This window comes from Microcystis panniformis FACHB-1757 (assembly GCF_001264245.1).
GTDB lineage: Bacteria > Cyanobacteriota > Cyanobacteriia > Cyanobacteriales > Microcystaceae > Microcystis > Microcystis panniformis.
Genome location: NZ_CP011339.1, coordinates 152,970 through 167,455, shown reverse-complemented (window position 1 = coordinate 167,455; position 14,486 = coordinate 152,970). Strand labels below are relative to the sequence as shown.

Sequence of the window (14,486 nt, the reverse complement as noted above, 5' to 3'; positions counted from 1 at the left end):
TTGATGTAAAGATGGAAAAGATTACGATCACAGTAAAACTATTTGCTATTTATCAAGAAGTCTATCAAACTTCACAATTAAACCTCGAATTTCCTGCCCACACTTCCGCAGCAGCAGTGTTAAACTATATTATAGCCCCCTATCCCCAATTAGAAAGATGGCGCGACGTTACTCGTTTTGGAGTTAATCTTCAGTTTGTTTCGGGAGAGAAAATCCTCGAAAATGGCGATGAGATAGTTTTAATTCCCCCCGTTAGTGGTGGCTAAATGGGGTTTGCTGAAAAAGTACGGGCGAAGCATTCGGATAGAAAATCTACGGTTTCACCGATAGGTTATTGTCCGAATGCTTCGCCCCTACAGGACGCGGGCTGATGAAGACGCAAGGTTTTGAAGCACGATTCTCTCAAAATCTTGCACCTGTTTCGCTCGTAAAGCCACAAAACCCTTACCTTGCCTACATTTCACATTTATTCAGCAAGCCCTAAATGGAGATAGGGAAAATCACAAAAACTGCCACCTTTTTTACTTTTTCCCTGATATCCCGTGTCTAACTGGCAAATTCCCCCATCGGTAGAGCTTCCCCAAGAGTTTTTAAAAATAGTCCAAGACTACACCCCAGAGTCGGATGGCAGCGTCGTGGCACAAATATTATGGCATCGCGGTGTCCAAGATGGGGCGACTCTGCGGACGTTTCTGGATGAGAAAGCTTATCAGTCAAAAACTCCCTTTGATTTTGGGCAAGAAATGAACTTCGCCGTCAAAAGACTGGAAAAAGCCCTAAATAAAGGCGAAAAAGTGACTATTTGGGGTGATTTTGATGCCGATGGTGTCACCGCTACCAGTGTCCTTTGGGAAGGATTGGGGCAGTTTTTTCCACCCTATCAACAGTTAGATTATTACATACCCGATCGCCAAAAAGAATCCCACGGCCTCAATTGTCCCGGTATCGAGAAACTAGCGCATCAAGGAACCCGTTTAATCGTCACCTGTGACACGGGAAGCACGAATATCGCTGAAATTGACTATGCAAACAGTCTAGGAATCGATATTATCATCACCGATCATCATACCCTACCCGACGAGCGCCCCGAGGTGATTGCCCTGATTAATCCCCGCTATTTTGTGGAAACCCATCCTTTCTATCATCTTTCTGGGGTTGCCGTTGCTTATAAATTAGTGGAAGCGATGTATTTAACCCTTGCAGATATTCCCAGAAAACCCCTAGAAAATTTACTGGATTTAGTTGCGATTGGTTTAATTGCCGATTTAGTCAAATTGACGGGAGAATGTCGTTATTTAGCCCAAAAAGGTATGCAAAAGCTCCAAAATACTCAGCGTTTAGGAGTTAAAAAATTACTCGATTTATGTAACAAAACCGGAGATAGACCGATGGATATATCCTTCGGTATTGGACCGCGAATTAATGCCGTCAGTCGCATTTATGGCGATGCTAGATTTTGTGTGGAATTACTCACCAGTGAAGATGAAAAGCGTTGTCACGAATTAGCTGAACAAGCGGAATTAGCCAATATTCGTCGCCAAGAAATCCAACGGGATATTATGAAACAAGTTCAGAAAAAACTAGAGAGAATTGATCTTTCCACCACTAATGTAATTATTTTAGATGATCCCCAATGGCCGGCGGGAATTTTAGGATTAGTTGCGGGACAAATTGCCCAAGAATACCAGCGACCGACAATTTTATTAAGTACCAGTGAACCACCTTTTGCTAAGGGTTCCGCTCGGTCAATTCGCGAGATCGATCTTTATCAATTAGTATCCTCTCAATCCCATCTTTTACATCGTTTTGGTGGTCATCCTTTGGCCGCAGGTTTAAGTTTAGCTCTAGAAAATTTACCCCTATTTATTGAGGGAATTAATCAACAGTTGCGACGCACAGGAATTGATTTAACTTCCCTTTCTTCCCAGATAGAAGTGGATGCGGTGGTGACGGTTTCCCAATTGGGAAAAAGTCTATTTCGAGAATTAAAATTACTGGAACCCTGCGGGATGGGTAATCCGACACCGAAGCTATTAATTCAAAATTGTTATTTTCAAAATCTTTGGCATAAAAATCTTGAGGATTTCAAGGGCAAAAAAATCGCTTATCTCCGGACAACTTTTGATATCTGGGATAGTTCAATCGAGCAGGGTTTCCCGGGTATGTGGTGGGGTCATCACAAAGATGAAATTGCTGCCGATACCCGTTATGATGCCGTAGTCGAATTGGATTTTAATACCTCCAAAAATCGCTATGAAGTGCGCTTAATTGCTCTGCAACCCTATCAACAAGCATCCTTAAGCTATGGCAATAAAAAAGATTTTTTAATCGACAATCGCCATCGAGAAATTAGTCAAGAAGTTAGCCAATTAAATCCCCTTTTTCTCTGGGAATGTCCCCGGGATTGGACAAAACTTTCCCGGGAATATCAACAGGCAATTTTACGGGATAAAAAGTTAGTTCTTGCCTATGCTAGTCCTTTGAAAAAATCCGCTCACACCCCATGGATAAACCTTGTCGGGATCGGGAAATATTTAGCTAGAACTAAAACCAGCATTTCCTGTCAACAATTACAAAACCGCTTAAACCTCAGCTATCATACCCTAGAATTAGGATTAATTTCCCTAGCAGAAAATGGCTTTAAAGTCAAGAAAAATCAAGAAAATTTATCCTTTGAATTAGTCAATCATGAGGCAAAAATTAATAAGATTGAGCAATTTCTAGAAGCGGTGGCCCTAGAGAACTTTCTCCAGCAATACTTTGCTACTGTTCCCCTAGAAATTCTGCAAGCAATTCTTAATCATGAAGACTCGATCGATTTTTAATTATAACTCTTATTTACTGATAACTGATAACTGATAACTGATAACTGATTACTGATAACTGATTACTGATTACTGATAACTGATTACTGATTACTGATAACTGATTACTGATTACTGATTACTGATAACTGATAACTGATTACTGATAACTGATTACTGATAACTGATTACTGATTACTGATTACTGATAACTGATTACTGATCACTGATTACTGATTACTGATTACTCCTTGACCGAAGAATTTCGGAGGTTTTGCCAGGGTATAAACTTCCGTATTTTGTGCGATAGCTTGACGAATATAGAGAGGAGTTTGTAACATTCCTAGTAAACTCATGCCATCAATTAAACGTAATCCTCCCGTAGTTGTATCGCTGATTAATTCATCCACCACATCGGGATCGGGACGAGTATTTAAAGGATGATTAGCACAGAGAGTAAAACCCCAAGGGGAACCATAACTAGGGGTGGGAGCGCAATAGGAATGAACGTAGGGAAAAACTGCTTTTAAAGTATTCACCAAACGCGCATGATACATCACCGAAGGAGGAGAAACCGGGCCAGATTGAACAACAACAATGCCATTTTCGGCCAAAACTCTTTGTAGTTTTTCAAAGTATTCTTTCGTGAATAGGGGGAAAGAAGGACCCTCTCCGATGGGATCAACCAGATCGGAGATAATAATATCCCATTTATCGTTAGTGGTGTCTAAAACTTCTAAAGCATCGGCCACAACTAACTGAAAACGAGGATCATCAAAAGTGCCTTGGTGCATTTCGGGAAGATGTTCCTTACAAGCTGCCACCACATCCCCATCGATATCGATCATCATCACTTTTTCGATTGTTTTCCAACGCAATAACTCCCGCGTTGTCGCACCTTCACCACCTCCGAGAATTAAAGCAGTTTTGGCTTCTTGGTGGGCAATCATTGCCGGTTGCACTAATGCTTCATGATAAATAAATTCATCCCCCGTACAAGATTGCCATTTCCCATCCAGTACCAAGGCTTTTCCATAGGCCCCCGACTCAACAATATACATCTCCTGAAAAGCGGTTTTTTTGTAGGCTAAAATCCGCGAAACCCCATGACTATAAATGTCCCAGGGGGTAATATATTCGTTAACCCATAGATCCGCTTTTAGTTCACTTCCTGCCATAACTAATCCTCCTTGGGGTGAAAAAGGCACGATCTATCATTATACAACAATTGACAAAATTCGATCGATAACCTGGAGATAATTCCAGGTTATCCCGAAGCTGCCGATAATCGATCGCTGAAAAACGGTAAGCTAGAAAAGATTAAGTAAGTAGTTATAATTAAATTGAAGATAGATTTTGCCTCTGATTCCCCCTGCCCCCCTTGATAAGGGGGGTGCCGATAGGCGGGGGGATCTCCCTTGATAAGGGGGGTGCCGATAGGCGGGGGGATCTCCCTTGATAAGGGGGGTGCCGATAGGCGGGGGGATCTCCCTTGATAAGGGGGGTGCCGATCGCCCCTTAATCCTCCCTTAATCCCCCCTTGACAAGGGGGGTATTTGATAATTTTTAACGCCTACCTACTTAGCTCCAAGTAAATTTCTAGCCACTAACCTATGACCAAAAACGAGACTACCGAGAAAAAGATTTTTCTCCTAGATTTTGAGAAACCCCTCTACGAATTAGAATCCCGCATCGAACAGATTAAAGAATTAGCCCAAGAAAATAGCGTAGATGTCTCGGAACAAATTAGTCAACTAGACGAACGAGCTAATCAATTACGTCGTGAGATTTTTAGCAATCTCACCCCTTCCCAAAGGCTACAATTAGCTCGTCATCCCCGGCGCCCCAGTACCCTAGACTATATTCAGGCAATCACCGATGAATGGTTCGAGTTACACGGTGATCGCGGTGGTTACGACGATCCCGCTCTTGTGGGTGGTGTTGCCCGTTTTAACGGTCGTCCCGTGGTGATTATCGGACATCAAAAAGGCCGGGATACTAAGGATAATGTGGCTAGAAATTTCGGCATGGCTGCCCCCGGTGGTTATCGTAAAGCCATGCGTTTAATGGAACACGCCCATCAGTTTAATCAGCCAATTTTAACGTTTATTGATACCCCCGGCGCCTGGGCGGGGGTGGAAGCGGAAAAATTAGGTCAAGGGGAAGCGATCGCCTATAATCTCCGGGAGATGTTCCGTTTAGATGTGCCGATCATTTGTACTGTTATTGGCGAAGGTGGTTCGGGCGGTGCTTTGGGCATTGGTGTCGGCGATCGCCTGTTAATGTTAGAGCATTCTGTCTATACCGTGGCGACTCCTGAAGCTTGTGCCGCCATTCTCTGGAAAGATGCCAAAAAATCCGATAAAGCGGCAGTTGCCCTCAAAATTACCTCAAAAGATTTAAAAGAGTTAAATATTATCGATCAGATCGTTCCTGAACCCTCCAGAGGGGCCCATGCTGATCCGATTAGAGCGGCAGCCAATTTAAAAGCCGCTATTAGTGAAAATTTAGAGGCTTTATCTTTGTTAACTCCCCAACAACGGCGCGAATCTCGTTATCAAAAATTCCGCAATTTAGGCGTATTTTTAGAAGCTACAGCTTAATCAGTGAGCAGTGAGCAGTTATCAGATGTGAGTTTTCAGTGATTAGTTTGTTTTGTAGATTTGGAAGATTTCAGCTTCAGTTTAAGGGTTGCACCGACAAAGCTATAATATTGATGGCAGGTTCAAGGACACACCAAATGAAACGGGACGAGGTGCTGGCAATTCTAGAGGCACACCGAGAACAGTTACAAAAACTAGGGGTGAAATCTTTGTCTTTATTTGGTTCAGTGGCCAGGGATAAAGCTGATGCCGATAGTGATGTAGATTTGTTAGTAGAATTCGATCGACAAGGTGGTTTTTTTCAACTTCTGCAAGTACAGTATTATTTAGAAGATATTCTGGGATGCTCTGTGGATTTAGGAACTCAGGATGCCTTAAGAGAACATTTACGGGAACCTGTGCTTGAGGATCTGATCAATGCCTTCTAGAGATTGGCGACTTCGCCTTCAAGACATTTTAGAATCTATCAGTGAAATTGAACAGCGAACAAAGGCAATGACGTTTGAGGAATTTGCCAAGAATCAAACAAATATCAAAGCGGTTCTCTATGATTTTATTATTATCGGAGAAGCAACTAGAAATGTACCGAAGGAAATTCAGTCTCGCTATCCTCTTATTCCTTGGCGTTTAATGGCAGGAATGAGAAATGTTGCAACTCACGAATATTTTCAAGTTAATTTAAGTAGAATTTGGGCAACAATTCGAGAAGATTTGCCGACCTTAGTACCACAACTACAAGAAGTATTAGCAAGGGAAACAGACCCGGAATAGTTGCGGGGCATTTGTCATATTTAGGGCTTGCTGAATGATGGTAAAACCCTTTTAAAATAAGACTTTTGACCTGTTAAAATCCGATGTTATACTAAATCCAGTTATTAAAGACGGATTATCTATTACCCCTATTGCCTCTCCTCATAAGTAGCCTATACTAAACGGATTTAGTATTATTCCGATTATTTCCGAGTTATTAGTGGTAAATTAATCTTACCAATTAAAAGGTCCCAAAGCCCGATCGTTGTAATCGCCACCCTCGGCAATAAAATGAATGACCATCGATTTACGGGTTAGCAGGGTATTATTAATCTTCCCACCACCATGAATTAACATTCCGTGCCAGAGAAGAATCTCTCCTTTTTTAGCAGTAAATGATTGACAGTCATAATTCTGAGCGCGCTGGTTAACATAATCTTGGTATTGGGGAATTTGCTCGGCAGTAATATTTTTAAGATTGACGGCGGGATAGTCTGGAAAAAAGTCAGTTACTTGGATATTTTTATGAGATTTAGGATAAAAAATTAGCGGGCCAGCATCGGCGGAAATATCTTCCAAGGCAATCCAAACACCGACTAAATGATTAGCAGGATGAACATAAAAAACTGCCATATCCTCGTGCAGCCCCTGCTCTGTACCGTGCAGGAAGTTGATGGAATATCTCGGTTCGCAGGATTTGCCAATAATTAAATTAACTAAAGCTCTCAGATTTTGATTGTCAAAAATTGCTCGAGCAGTGGGAGAAATCTCATGAAAGGCATGGAGTCGCCAAATAGAATTAACTAAGGCTTTTCTTTGCTCCATATCTAGGGCTAAAACTTGCTCGTGACTCAAACTCGCCGGTAGATTTTCTGCTTGAATGCCTTCAATTCTTAATCCGGGGATAGCCGATTCTAGGAAAAATAAATCGGCTAATTCCGCTACTAAATTATCGATCGCCGTTGCGGGAATTAAATCTTTGACAACACAATAACCCAATTCTCGCCAATGGTCAAGGAGTTGATATTCTCGTTCGGAAATTCGCCGTTGTTGACGAGCTTTTTGCAGGGATTTTTCTGCTCGCGAGCGATCCAACCAGGGTAATTCGGCCGTAGAATCGAAAGACCAGGGCAAATTTTTTAAGATATCGGCAATTTTAAGAATCATACTCAGTTCATCTTTTCCGAGCTACTTTCGGACTATTTTAATCCATGAGTGTTCGATCTACCCTGTCAACAGATATAAATTATTTGAAAAACCCCCTAGGGTGAGTTAGGAGGTTACAGGGAAAAAATTAATCAGGGTTGATGGGATTAACTGGCGCTAACTTCAGCGGGATAAACGCTAACTTGACGGCGACTTTTATCCTTGTATTCAAATTTGACCACACCATCAATTAAAGCGAATAAAGTATCATCGCCACCACGACCAACATTTTTACCCGGGTGAACTTTAGTACCCCGTTGACGGATGAGAATATTTCCCGCTTTTACCACTTGACCACCGTAGCGCTTAACGCCTAGTCTCTGGGAACGAGAATCGCGTCCGTTGCGGGTACTACCCGTACCTTTCTTATGAGCCATAATTTCTCTCCAAATGCTTTTTTGATTGTAAAAGTTATTCTTCTTTATCGCTACTATCTTCCACAACTTCAGCGCCGGAGGTAGCAGCAGTGGCGACTAGAGTTTTACCGTTATAATTGATTGAATCAATCATAAAACGGGTAATTTCTTGACGATGACCGCGTTTTTTACGGGTTTTCTTTTTCGGGCGCATTTTATAGACAATAACTTTTTTGCCCCGACGATGTTGCATGACAGTGCCTTCGACGGTGGCCCCTTCGATAAAGGGCTGACCGATGCTAATATCATCCTCATCATGGATTAATAGCACTTTGTCGATGGTATGGGTACTTTGTTCATCGACGGGAAGAAGTTCGATATCGTAATAGCGACCGGGTTCCACCCGAATCTGTTTGCCACCGGTCTCAATAATCGCGTAACTCATAAATTTTCTGCGCTCGTTTTGCCGTACAGGTAGCTGAAAAAAATTCCAGCTTTTGTGCTAATGTCTTCACCTGATCCGAGCAGGAATTGACACAATTTCCTATCATCTAATATTCGGGGGGCAATTGTCAAGCTTTTAGCCCACCGATTCGCTATATACTAAAAATAATCTTACAAAAAGCTCAATTAAACCGTTATGGAACAGTGGGAAAGCAGAGGACACCTGTTAACCGAACAAATTAACCCAAACAGCCTAAATTTAGACCAATTAAACCCGCTCGAATTGGTGGATCTCTTCAATCAGGAGGATGCCCAAACCCTAAAAGCGATCGCCATGGCCCGGCAAGAATTGGCCCTGGCAATCTCCCTGACCGGTCAAGCTCTGGCTAAAGGTGGCAGACTCTTTTACATTGGAGCAGGAACCAGTGGCCGGCTGGGGGTTTTGGACGCGGCCGAATGTCCCCCACCTTCTGCACTCCCCCGGAATTGGTACAGGGAATTATTGCCGGTGGAGCGGCGGCGCTGGTGCGTAGTTCCGAAGATTTGGAGGATAAAGCGGAAGATGGAGCGGCGATTATTGCCCAGCGAGAAATTCACGAATTAGACGTGGTAGTGGGGATTACCGCCGGGGGTACTACTCCCTACGTTCACGGGGCTTTACAGGCGGCAAAACAGCGGGGTGCGACGACGATTGCTATTAGTTGTGTCCCCGCCGAACAGGTGGAGATTGCGGTGGATGTGGATATCCGCTTATTGACCGGACCAGAACTTCTGGCCGGCTCCACCCGTCTGAAAGCGGGAACGGTGACGAAAATGGCTTTAAATATCCTTTCCACAGGGACAATGGTAATGTTAGGCAAGGTTTACGGCAACCAGATGGTCGATGTGGCTGTTACTAATCATAAACTCCATGACCGCGCCCTGCGAATTATCTGCCACCTTACCGATGTTAGTCGCGAGGAAGCGGCTGTTTTACTGGAAAAAAGTGGCCGCCGGGTTAAACTGGCTTTGTTAATGCAGAAAACGGGACTTTCGGCGGCGGCAGGACAAGAATTGTTACAAAAGCATCGAGGGCAATTACGGGCCGCCCTGCAAGCTTATAATCAAATTGATTGATAAAAACCTATTAATTTTGACTTTCCTATGGTTAATAAGCTAAACGGCACTTAACCTGCATGATCCAATAGCTATAACCCTTTTGGAGTCTATATCGGTGATCCGAAGTAAAAGCCGTTTAGCTTATTTCTTCGGAAATTGCTGCGATCGCTGTTATTTTCCTCGTCGCTGGTGCTATCTTGACTTGGAGTTTTTATCGGGCTAAACCCTACGGCCAACTGGGAATTTTACCTTGGTTACAATCCTTGGTACTAATTGCTCCTTGGTTAATTTTTTTCGGGCTATTTGCGGCGGGAATTTATCTCAATCTAGCGGTAATTCTCTTTTTACTGGTTGCTTCCACCATTATCTATATTTATTTGGGCAACCGTTTACGCTTACTGAAAACCAATCAGATAATTGAACCGAAAGTTAACCCAGCAGTCAGCCAGTCCGTTACTCCTCTAGAAATCCCGGCAGCGGTGACAGCAATTGTGCCGGATGTGATGCCAATTTCCGAACAGGATTTAAAAGTTATTCAGAGTATTTTTGGTATAGATACTTTTTTTGCCACCGAAACTATCTCTTTTCAGGAAGGGGCGATTTTTAAAGGCAATTTACGGGGAGAACCGGATCTAGTTCACTCGCGCTTAACCCAGAAATTAAGTAATCATTTTGGCGATAAATATCGTTTATTTCTGGTGGAAGGAACCGAGGAAAAACCGGTGGTAATTATCCTTCCCAAAACTAACGATCCTAGTCCTGCTACTCTTGCTCAAAAAAATCTCTCTTTAGTTTTGTTAGTCGCCACCCTTGTCACTAGCTTAGAAGCAGCTGGAATTCTATTAGGTTTTGATTTGTTTGGTAATTGGCAGAGATATCGAGAAGCAATTCCCCTGAGTTTGGGTTTATGGTCGGTATTAATTGCCCACGAAATCGGTCATCTAATTATCGCTAAACGCCATAATGTTCGTCTCAGTTTACCCTATTTTCTTCCCACTTGGCAGATTGGTTCTTTTGGGGCGATTACTCGTTTTGAATCTTTATTACCTAACCGCAGTGTTCTATTTGATATAGCTTTCGCTGGTCCTGCTTTGGGAGGTTTGGTTTCTTTAATCTTGTTAATCGTTGGACTGACTTTATCTAATTCGGCCAGCCTTTTTCAAATCCCTAGTAACTTTTTCCAAAGTTCAATTTTAGTGGGTTCTTTAGCCCGGATATTTTTGGGCGACGAGTTACAAAATGCTGTTATCTCCGTGCATCCTTTAACTGTTATCGGTTGGTTAGGATTGGTGATTACTGCCCTTAATTTACTGCCCGCCGGACAGTTAGATGGTGGTAGAATTGTTCAGGCTATTTATGGTCGCAAAATTGCCCGCCGCACCACTGTGGCCACTTTGGTTATTTTGGGCATTATTTCCTTAGTTAATCCCAGTAATCCCATTCCTCTCTATTGGACAATTTTGGTCGCTTTTTTACAAAGAGAGTTGGAAAGACCTAATTTAAACGAGTTAACCGAACCCGATGACACCCGCGCTGGTTGGGGTTTATTACTGCTCTTTTTAATGTTAGCGACTCTGATTCCTTTAAGCCCTAGTTTAGCGGGACGTTTAGGCATCGGTGGCTAAATACTTCCCCGAAATTCTTGCCATTGATTGCCGTCAAAAAAAAGCTTGACAAAAACTCAATTCTTGACTTATAATTTTCTTATAATGGGAATCCGTGTCTGCCTATAGACCCCTGATTTTTCCGTAAAATATAGCCTCCAGCATTTACCCCTAAAGATTTGACTTTTGGAGTTGCTCAAAATGTCTAACGAAACTGTCACTTATTCCCTAGAAGCTGTCCTGACAAGGATTGAGGGGAAAATCGACTCTCTGGAAAAACGTATTGATGAGAAAATCGACTCTCTGGAAAAACGTATTGATGAGAAAATCGACTCTCTGGAAAAACGTATTGATGAGAAAATCGACTCTCTGGAAAAACGTATTGATGAGAGATTTGACAAGGTAGAAGACCGGTTAACTAAAGTAGAAATAGGACAGGCCGAACTCAAGGGAGATATTAAAGCTTTAGACGAAAAAATCAATGGATTAACTGCAAGGGTTGCCTATCAGGAATTCACCAATCGAGGGATTCTGATAGCATTGGTGGTCGCTATTTTAGGAGGTGCCGCTAAACTTTTTGGTTTTTTCCCTAATCCTTAGAAGTTGCCGGTAGCCGTACCTAGTAGATAGGCTCTTCCCAAAAATTTTTCGCTCATTACCCCGATCATCCGTTAGAATAGATCTGAAATTCAAGGATAAACCCTCATCTATGAATCCTGTCGTTTTAGTGCATGGTTTTCTGGACACTACTGCTGTTTTTAAACCGATGAGCGAGTATTTAAACTATCATGGTTGGCAGGTGCATAGTTTTAATCTAATTCCCAATCATGGTTACAAAAAGTTAGAAGTTTTAGCCGGTCAGGTGGAGAATTATATCGAGAAAAACTTTGCTAAAGAGCAGAAAGTAGATCTGATTGGGTTTAGTATGGGAGGATTAATTACCCGCTACTACCTGCAAAGATTGGGAGGAGTGGCAAGAGTGCAACGTTACCTAAATATTTCTGCTCCGAATCGAGGCACTTTAACCGCGTATAGTTTACCCTTAGATGGGATTAGACAAATGCAGCCGGGGAGTCAATTTCTAGAGGATTTAAATAAAGATTGTCAACAAATTTTAAATAAAATTAAAACCACAATTATCTGGACTCCCTACGATTTAATGATATTTCCTGCCCATAGTTCCCGTTTATCGGTGGGCAAAGAAATTTCCATTCCCGTATTGCTTCATGCTTGGATGGTCAAAGATAGTAAAGTTTTAACAACAATTAAAGAGACTTTATTAGAATAGAAATACTGGTTCTCTCCAATACCAGAACAAGGTCAAAATATCACCAACAAAAAGTTAATTAGGGTTTGCTGAATAAGTACGGGCGAAGCATTCGGATAGAAAATCTACCTTTTCACCGATAGGTTATTGTCCGAATGCTTCGCCCCTACAGGACGCGGGCCGATGAAGACGCAAGGTTTTGAACGACGATTCTCTCAAAATCTTGCACCTGTGGGAGCGAGAAAAGCCCCAAAACCTTTACTTTGCCTACATTTCAAATTTATTCAGCAAACCCTAATTATCATCAAAAAAGCTTGACTTATGGTTATAATTGTGCTAATTCAAAAATGAAACGCATCAGCGGCGGACTTCGGGATTTCTATCATTAGAAGATTATTAAACCTCTAGGTTTAATCACTTAAATTAGCAGTTTCTAGCCATTTTTTACCCATTTCAATGGGAATACCGAGGGGAGGACAGAGGACTTTAATTAATTCAATTCCTCCCGGGATTAAAATGCTTCTTAAGCGAGAATTTTTCTTGATTTCTGCGTCAACTTGTGCGACAAAAGTTTGTTTTTCAATTTCGGTATTAGTGGGATAAGTTTGGGTGAGTTGGCTGATAAGTTGTTGGATTTCTTGGGCGGCTTCGGCTAAATTTTGGGGTGTGGCGTAATTATGTTGAACGGCTTTTTGATCTCCTTGTACCGTATCGGCAAAGTTAGCAATATTTGCTCCACGAAGGTCATATTTAGGAGTTTCTGACATAGGATTAAAAGATTGAAGATTACTGATGACAATTATAGCATCCATAATGGCAAAACTGACATTAAGATCGGCTTCAATTTCTAGGGCTTGACATAGAGTGGGAATGGCTTTTTCGGTGGCAAGTTTAGCTAAGGATTGAGCGGCTTTAATCCGAATACTTGGATTCTTGTCTGTGAATAGTCTTTTGGCAAGAGTTCTGATAACTAAATCGAGGGATTCTGTACTCAATTTCATATCAGTTTACTGCATAACGAGAGCCAATTTTGCCGAGGGCATCAACAGCACTGAAACGAACGCTATCATCTTCATCGTAACAAACATTTACTAGATCAGGAATAACATCTTCTAGTCCAATTTCACCTAAAGCAATTGTGGCTGTGACACGAACTTTTACTTCCGTATCTTGTAGGGATTGAATGAGATAGGATATTGCTTTTTCACCACCAATTTTTCCGAGAGATTCCGCCGTGATTATCCGAATATCGGGATTAGTATCAGATAAGTAGGAAGCTAGATAAGGAATTGCGGATTCATTGCCAATTTCTCCTAAAGCTCGAATCAGATTTAGGCGAACATTAAGATCATTTTCTCCTATTAAATGGGATACTAAGGTATCGGCAAGGCTGCTATTGCCAATTTTGCCCAAGGCTTCGGCAGCTTTAGCGCGGATCTGGGGGAGAGAATCGTTGAGTTTATTCAATAAAGTATTGATGGCGATTTGGGTGTTATTAAGTTGCTGAACCATGTTATTTTTCCTCTGGGTTATTGTTATTAGGTTGCTGGGGATAATTCTGTTGGTTTCCTTGCACATTATGAGCTAAATTGCCAATGGTAGCTCCTCTGAAATCATAGGTAATAGATGATAGGGATGCGTTTTTTTCAGAAGAAGCAGGAATATTTTGACTATCCTCTCCAAAACTGGCTATCTCTGAAAAAGTAATAGGTGTATATCTCACGATTCAGCAAGAACCTATTGGTTTAGCAGTTCTGTCATAACCCATATTTTATTCATTATTAATTAATTTTTCAAGAAGGGCATAAATATCTTTCTTATCACCTTGTTTACGAATTCCAACTCCAATAACAATAACAATAATTTGAGCTTCTTCAACACGATAGACAATCCGATATCTTTGACCAACTGCCCTAACGCTACGATATCCTTTAAGTTTACCTGAAAGGGCTTTACCTTGTTTATCCGGTTCAATTTTTAGCTTTTCAATCCGTTTGCGAATTTCTTGCTGAATGCGTTTATCGGTAATTTTAGATAAAAAGCTTAAAGCAAGAGGAATTAATTGTATTTGATATTCCATTACCAACCCAGTTGTTTTTTAGCATCTTCCCAAGTAATTCTTTGTCCTGATTGATCCTGTTGAATCGCTTCAGATAGGATTTCGGCAAACTCTTTGTCTTCTAAAATATCAAGAGTTTCCAACCAAGATTCAATTTGAGCGTAATTCAGGGCAACCATAATGGGTTGACCTTCTTTGGTAATAATAATAGGTTCGTCAGTCATTTGCTCAGACCATTCAACCAGCTTTTGTCCTGTTTCAGTAATGTTTAGATATTTAGTCATGTCAGCAATTA

The 14,486-nt window shown here is 41.6% G+C and carries 17 protein-coding genes and 1 pseudogene; 9 read left to right on the top strand and 9 right to left on the bottom strand.

Annotated features, from left to right (window positions below; translation table 11 throughout):
- Nucleotides 1-11 precede the first annotated feature (11 nt).
- Both VL20_RS00855 and recJ read left to right on the top strand, forming a co-directional pair.
- Nucleotides 12-266 carry a MoaD/ThiS family protein gene (locus VL20_RS00855; protein WP_002760275.1) on the top strand — a complete coding sequence of 85 codons (255 nt, stop codon included), beginning with the start codon at nucleotides 12-14 and terminating at the stop codon, nucleotides 264-266.
- A gap of 276 nt (nucleotides 267-542) precedes the next feature.
- Nucleotides 543-2,825, top strand: coding sequence for a single-stranded-DNA-specific exonuclease RecJ (gene recJ / locus VL20_RS00850; protein WP_052275320.1), 2,283 nt, complete (start codon nucleotides 543-545; stop codon nucleotides 2,823-2,825).
- Nucleotides 2,826-3,034: 209 nt separating this feature from the next.
- Here the strand turns inward: recJ and VL20_RS00845 are convergent, their stop codons facing one another.
- Nucleotides 3,035-3,982 carry a fused MFS/spermidine synthase gene (locus VL20_RS00845; RefSeq protein ID WP_052278341.1) on the bottom strand — a complete coding sequence of 316 codons (948 nt, stop codon included), beginning with the start codon at nucleotides 3,980-3,982 and terminating at the stop codon, nucleotides 3,035-3,037.
- A 435-nt stretch (nucleotides 3,983-4,417) separates the two neighbouring features.
- On the opposite strand from VL20_RS00845, the gene accA reads away from it, so the two are divergent.
- From accA to VL20_RS00830, 3 genes are all read left to right on the top strand, one after another.
- Entirely contained in the window at nucleotides 4,418-5,407 is a 990-nt protein-coding gene (gene accA, locus VL20_RS00840; protein WP_002760280.1) for an acetyl-CoA carboxylase carboxyl transferase subunit alpha, read from the top strand.
- A gap of 137 nt (nucleotides 5,408-5,544) precedes the next feature.
- Nucleotides 5,545-5,835 (top strand): nucleotidyltransferase family protein, encoded by a 291-nt coding sequence (locus VL20_RS00835; protein WP_052275319.1) that lies wholly within the window; start codon nucleotides 5,545-5,547, stop codon nucleotides 5,833-5,835.
- Nucleotides 5,825-6,178 carry a HepT-like ribonuclease domain-containing protein gene (locus VL20_RS00830; RefSeq protein ID WP_002744095.1) on the top strand — a complete coding sequence of 118 codons (354 nt, stop codon included), beginning with the start codon at nucleotides 5,825-5,827 and terminating at the stop codon, nucleotides 6,176-6,178. The genes VL20_RS00835 and VL20_RS00830 overlap by 11 nt, the downstream gene beginning before the upstream one ends.
- Nucleotides 6,179-6,391: 213 nt before the next feature.
- Here VL20_RS00830 and VL20_RS00825 read toward each other — a convergent pair whose 3' ends face one another.
- From VL20_RS00825 to rplU, 3 genes are all read right to left on the bottom strand, one after another.
- On the bottom strand, nucleotides 6,392-7,324 hold the full coding sequence (locus VL20_RS00825) for a phytanoyl-CoA dioxygenase family protein (protein WP_052275318.1): 933 nt from the start codon (nucleotides 7,322-7,324) through the stop codon (nucleotides 6,392-6,394).
- A 146-nt stretch (nucleotides 7,325-7,470) separates the two neighbouring features.
- Nucleotides 7,471-7,740: a 50S ribosomal protein L27 gene (gene rpmA / locus VL20_RS00820; RefSeq protein WP_002744094.1), complete on the bottom strand. Its 270-nt coding sequence runs from the start codon at nucleotides 7,738-7,740 to the stop codon at nucleotides 7,471-7,473.
- A gap of 34 nt (nucleotides 7,741-7,774) precedes the next feature.
- Complete coding sequence (gene rplU / locus VL20_RS00815) at nucleotides 7,775-8,164, bottom strand: 50S ribosomal protein L21 (protein ID WP_046662996.1); 390 nt, start codon at nucleotides 8,162-8,164, stop codon at nucleotides 7,775-7,777.
- A 195-nt stretch (nucleotides 8,165-8,359) separates the two neighbouring features.
- Between rplU and murQ the strand changes: the two are divergent.
- The 4 genes and pseudogenes from murQ to VL20_RS00795 all read left to right on the top strand — a co-directional run bounded on the left by murQ (nucleotide 8,360) and on the right by VL20_RS00795 (nucleotide 12,153).
- Nucleotides 8,360-9,279 (top strand): annotated as a pseudogene (gene murQ, locus VL20_RS00810) (N-acetylmuramic acid 6-phosphate etherase).
- Between the two features lie 125 nt (nucleotides 9,280-9,404).
- Nucleotides 9,405-10,886, top strand: a complete 1,482-nt coding sequence (locus VL20_RS00805; protein WP_052275317.1) for a site-2 protease family protein — start codon at nucleotides 9,405-9,407, stop codon at nucleotides 10,884-10,886.
- Between the two features lie 180 nt (nucleotides 10,887-11,066).
- A complete protein-coding gene (locus VL20_RS00800) occupies nucleotides 11,067-11,465 on the top strand; it encodes a DUF4164 domain-containing protein (protein WP_052275316.1) in 399 nt (132 codons plus the stop codon).
- Nucleotides 11,466-11,574: 109 nt separating this feature from the next.
- Entirely contained in the window at nucleotides 11,575-12,153 is a 579-nt protein-coding gene (locus tag VL20_RS00795) for an esterase/lipase family protein (protein ID WP_052275315.1), read from the top strand.
- A 389-nt stretch (nucleotides 12,154-12,542) separates the two neighbouring features.
- Here the strand turns inward: VL20_RS00795 and VL20_RS26785 are convergent, their stop codons facing one another.
- From VL20_RS26785 to VL20_RS00770, 5 genes are read right to left on the bottom strand one after another with little or no spacing between them, the layout of a single operon-like run.
- Nucleotides 12,543-13,133 carry a HEAT repeat domain-containing protein gene (locus tag VL20_RS26785; RefSeq protein WP_128575112.1) on the bottom strand — a complete coding sequence of 197 codons (591 nt, stop codon included), beginning with the start codon at nucleotides 13,131-13,133 and terminating at the stop codon, nucleotides 12,543-12,545.
- A gap of 1 nt (nucleotide 13,134) precedes the next feature.
- Entirely contained in the window at nucleotides 13,135-13,644 is a 510-nt protein-coding gene (locus tag VL20_RS00785) for a HEAT repeat domain-containing protein (protein ID WP_052275314.1), read from the bottom strand.
- Nucleotide 13,645: 1 nt separating this feature from the next.
- The gene (locus tag VL20_RS00780; RefSeq protein ID WP_052275313.1) at nucleotides 13,646-13,855 is read right to left on the bottom strand and encodes a hypothetical protein; all 210 of its coding nucleotides are present in this window, start codon (nucleotides 13,853-13,855) and stop codon (nucleotides 13,646-13,648) included.
- Between the two features lie 48 nt (nucleotides 13,856-13,903).
- A complete protein-coding gene (locus tag VL20_RS00775; protein ID WP_002750216.1) occupies nucleotides 13,904-14,212 on the bottom strand; it encodes a type II toxin-antitoxin system RelE family toxin in 309 nt (102 codons plus the stop codon).
- The gene (locus VL20_RS00770; protein WP_002790841.1) at nucleotides 14,212-14,475 is read right to left on the bottom strand and encodes a type II toxin-antitoxin system Phd/YefM family antitoxin; all 264 of its coding nucleotides are present in this window, start codon (nucleotides 14,473-14,475) and stop codon (nucleotides 14,212-14,214) included. The genes VL20_RS00775 and VL20_RS00770 overlap by 1 nt, the downstream gene beginning before the upstream one ends.
- Nucleotides 14,476-14,486: the final 11 nt, after the last annotated feature.

What these genes read in the sequence shown, in the direction of transcription:
- VL20_RS00855 (WP_002760275.1), top strand. Translation starts at nt 12, where the DNA reads ATGGAAAAGATTACGATCACAGTAAAACTATTTGCTATTTATCAAGAA.
- VL20_RS00845 (WP_052278341.1), bottom strand. Translation starts at nt 3,982, where the DNA reads ATGGCAGGAAGTGAACTAAAAGCGGATCTATGGGTTAACGAATATATT.
- accA (WP_002760280.1), top strand. Translation starts at nt 4,418, where the DNA reads ATGACCAAAAACGAGACTACCGAGAAAAAGATTTTTCTCCTAGATTTT.
- VL20_RS00835 (WP_052275319.1), top strand. Translation starts at nt 5,545, where the DNA reads ATGAAACGGGACGAGGTGCTGGCAATTCTAGAGGCACACCGAGAACAG.
- VL20_RS00830 (WP_002744095.1), top strand. Translation starts at nt 5,825, where the DNA reads ATGCCTTCTAGAGATTGGCGACTTCGCCTTCAAGACATTTTAGAATCT.
- VL20_RS00825 (WP_052275318.1), bottom strand. Translation starts at nt 7,324, where the DNA reads ATGATTCTTAAAATTGCCGATATCTTAAAAAATTTGCCCTGGTCTTTC.
- rpmA (WP_002744094.1), bottom strand. Translation starts at nt 7,740, where the DNA reads ATGGCTCATAAGAAAGGTACGGGTAGTACCCGCAACGGACGCGATTCT.
- rplU (WP_046662996.1), bottom strand. Translation starts at nt 8,164, where the DNA reads ATGAGTTACGCGATTATTGAGACCGGTGGCAAACAGATTCGGGTGGAA.
- VL20_RS00800 (WP_052275316.1), top strand. Translation starts at nt 11,067, where the DNA reads ATGTCTAACGAAACTGTCACTTATTCCCTAGAAGCTGTCCTGACAAGG.
- VL20_RS00795 (WP_052275315.1), top strand. Translation starts at nt 11,575, where the DNA reads ATGAATCCTGTCGTTTTAGTGCATGGTTTTCTGGACACTACTGCTGTT.
- VL20_RS26785 (WP_128575112.1), bottom strand. Translation starts at nt 13,133, where the DNA reads ATGAAATTGAGTACAGAATCCCTCGATTTAGTTATCAGAACTCTTGCC.
- VL20_RS00785 (WP_052275314.1), bottom strand. Translation starts at nt 13,644, where the DNA reads ATGGTTCAGCAACTTAATAACACCCAAATCGCCATCAATACTTTATTG.
- VL20_RS00775 (WP_002750216.1), bottom strand. Translation starts at nt 14,212, where the DNA reads ATGGAATATCAAATACAATTAATTCCTCTTGCTTTAAGCTTTTTATCT.
- VL20_RS00770 (WP_002790841.1), bottom strand. Translation starts at nt 14,475, where the DNA reads ATGACTAAATATCTAAACATTACTGAAACAGGACAAAAGCTGGTTGAA.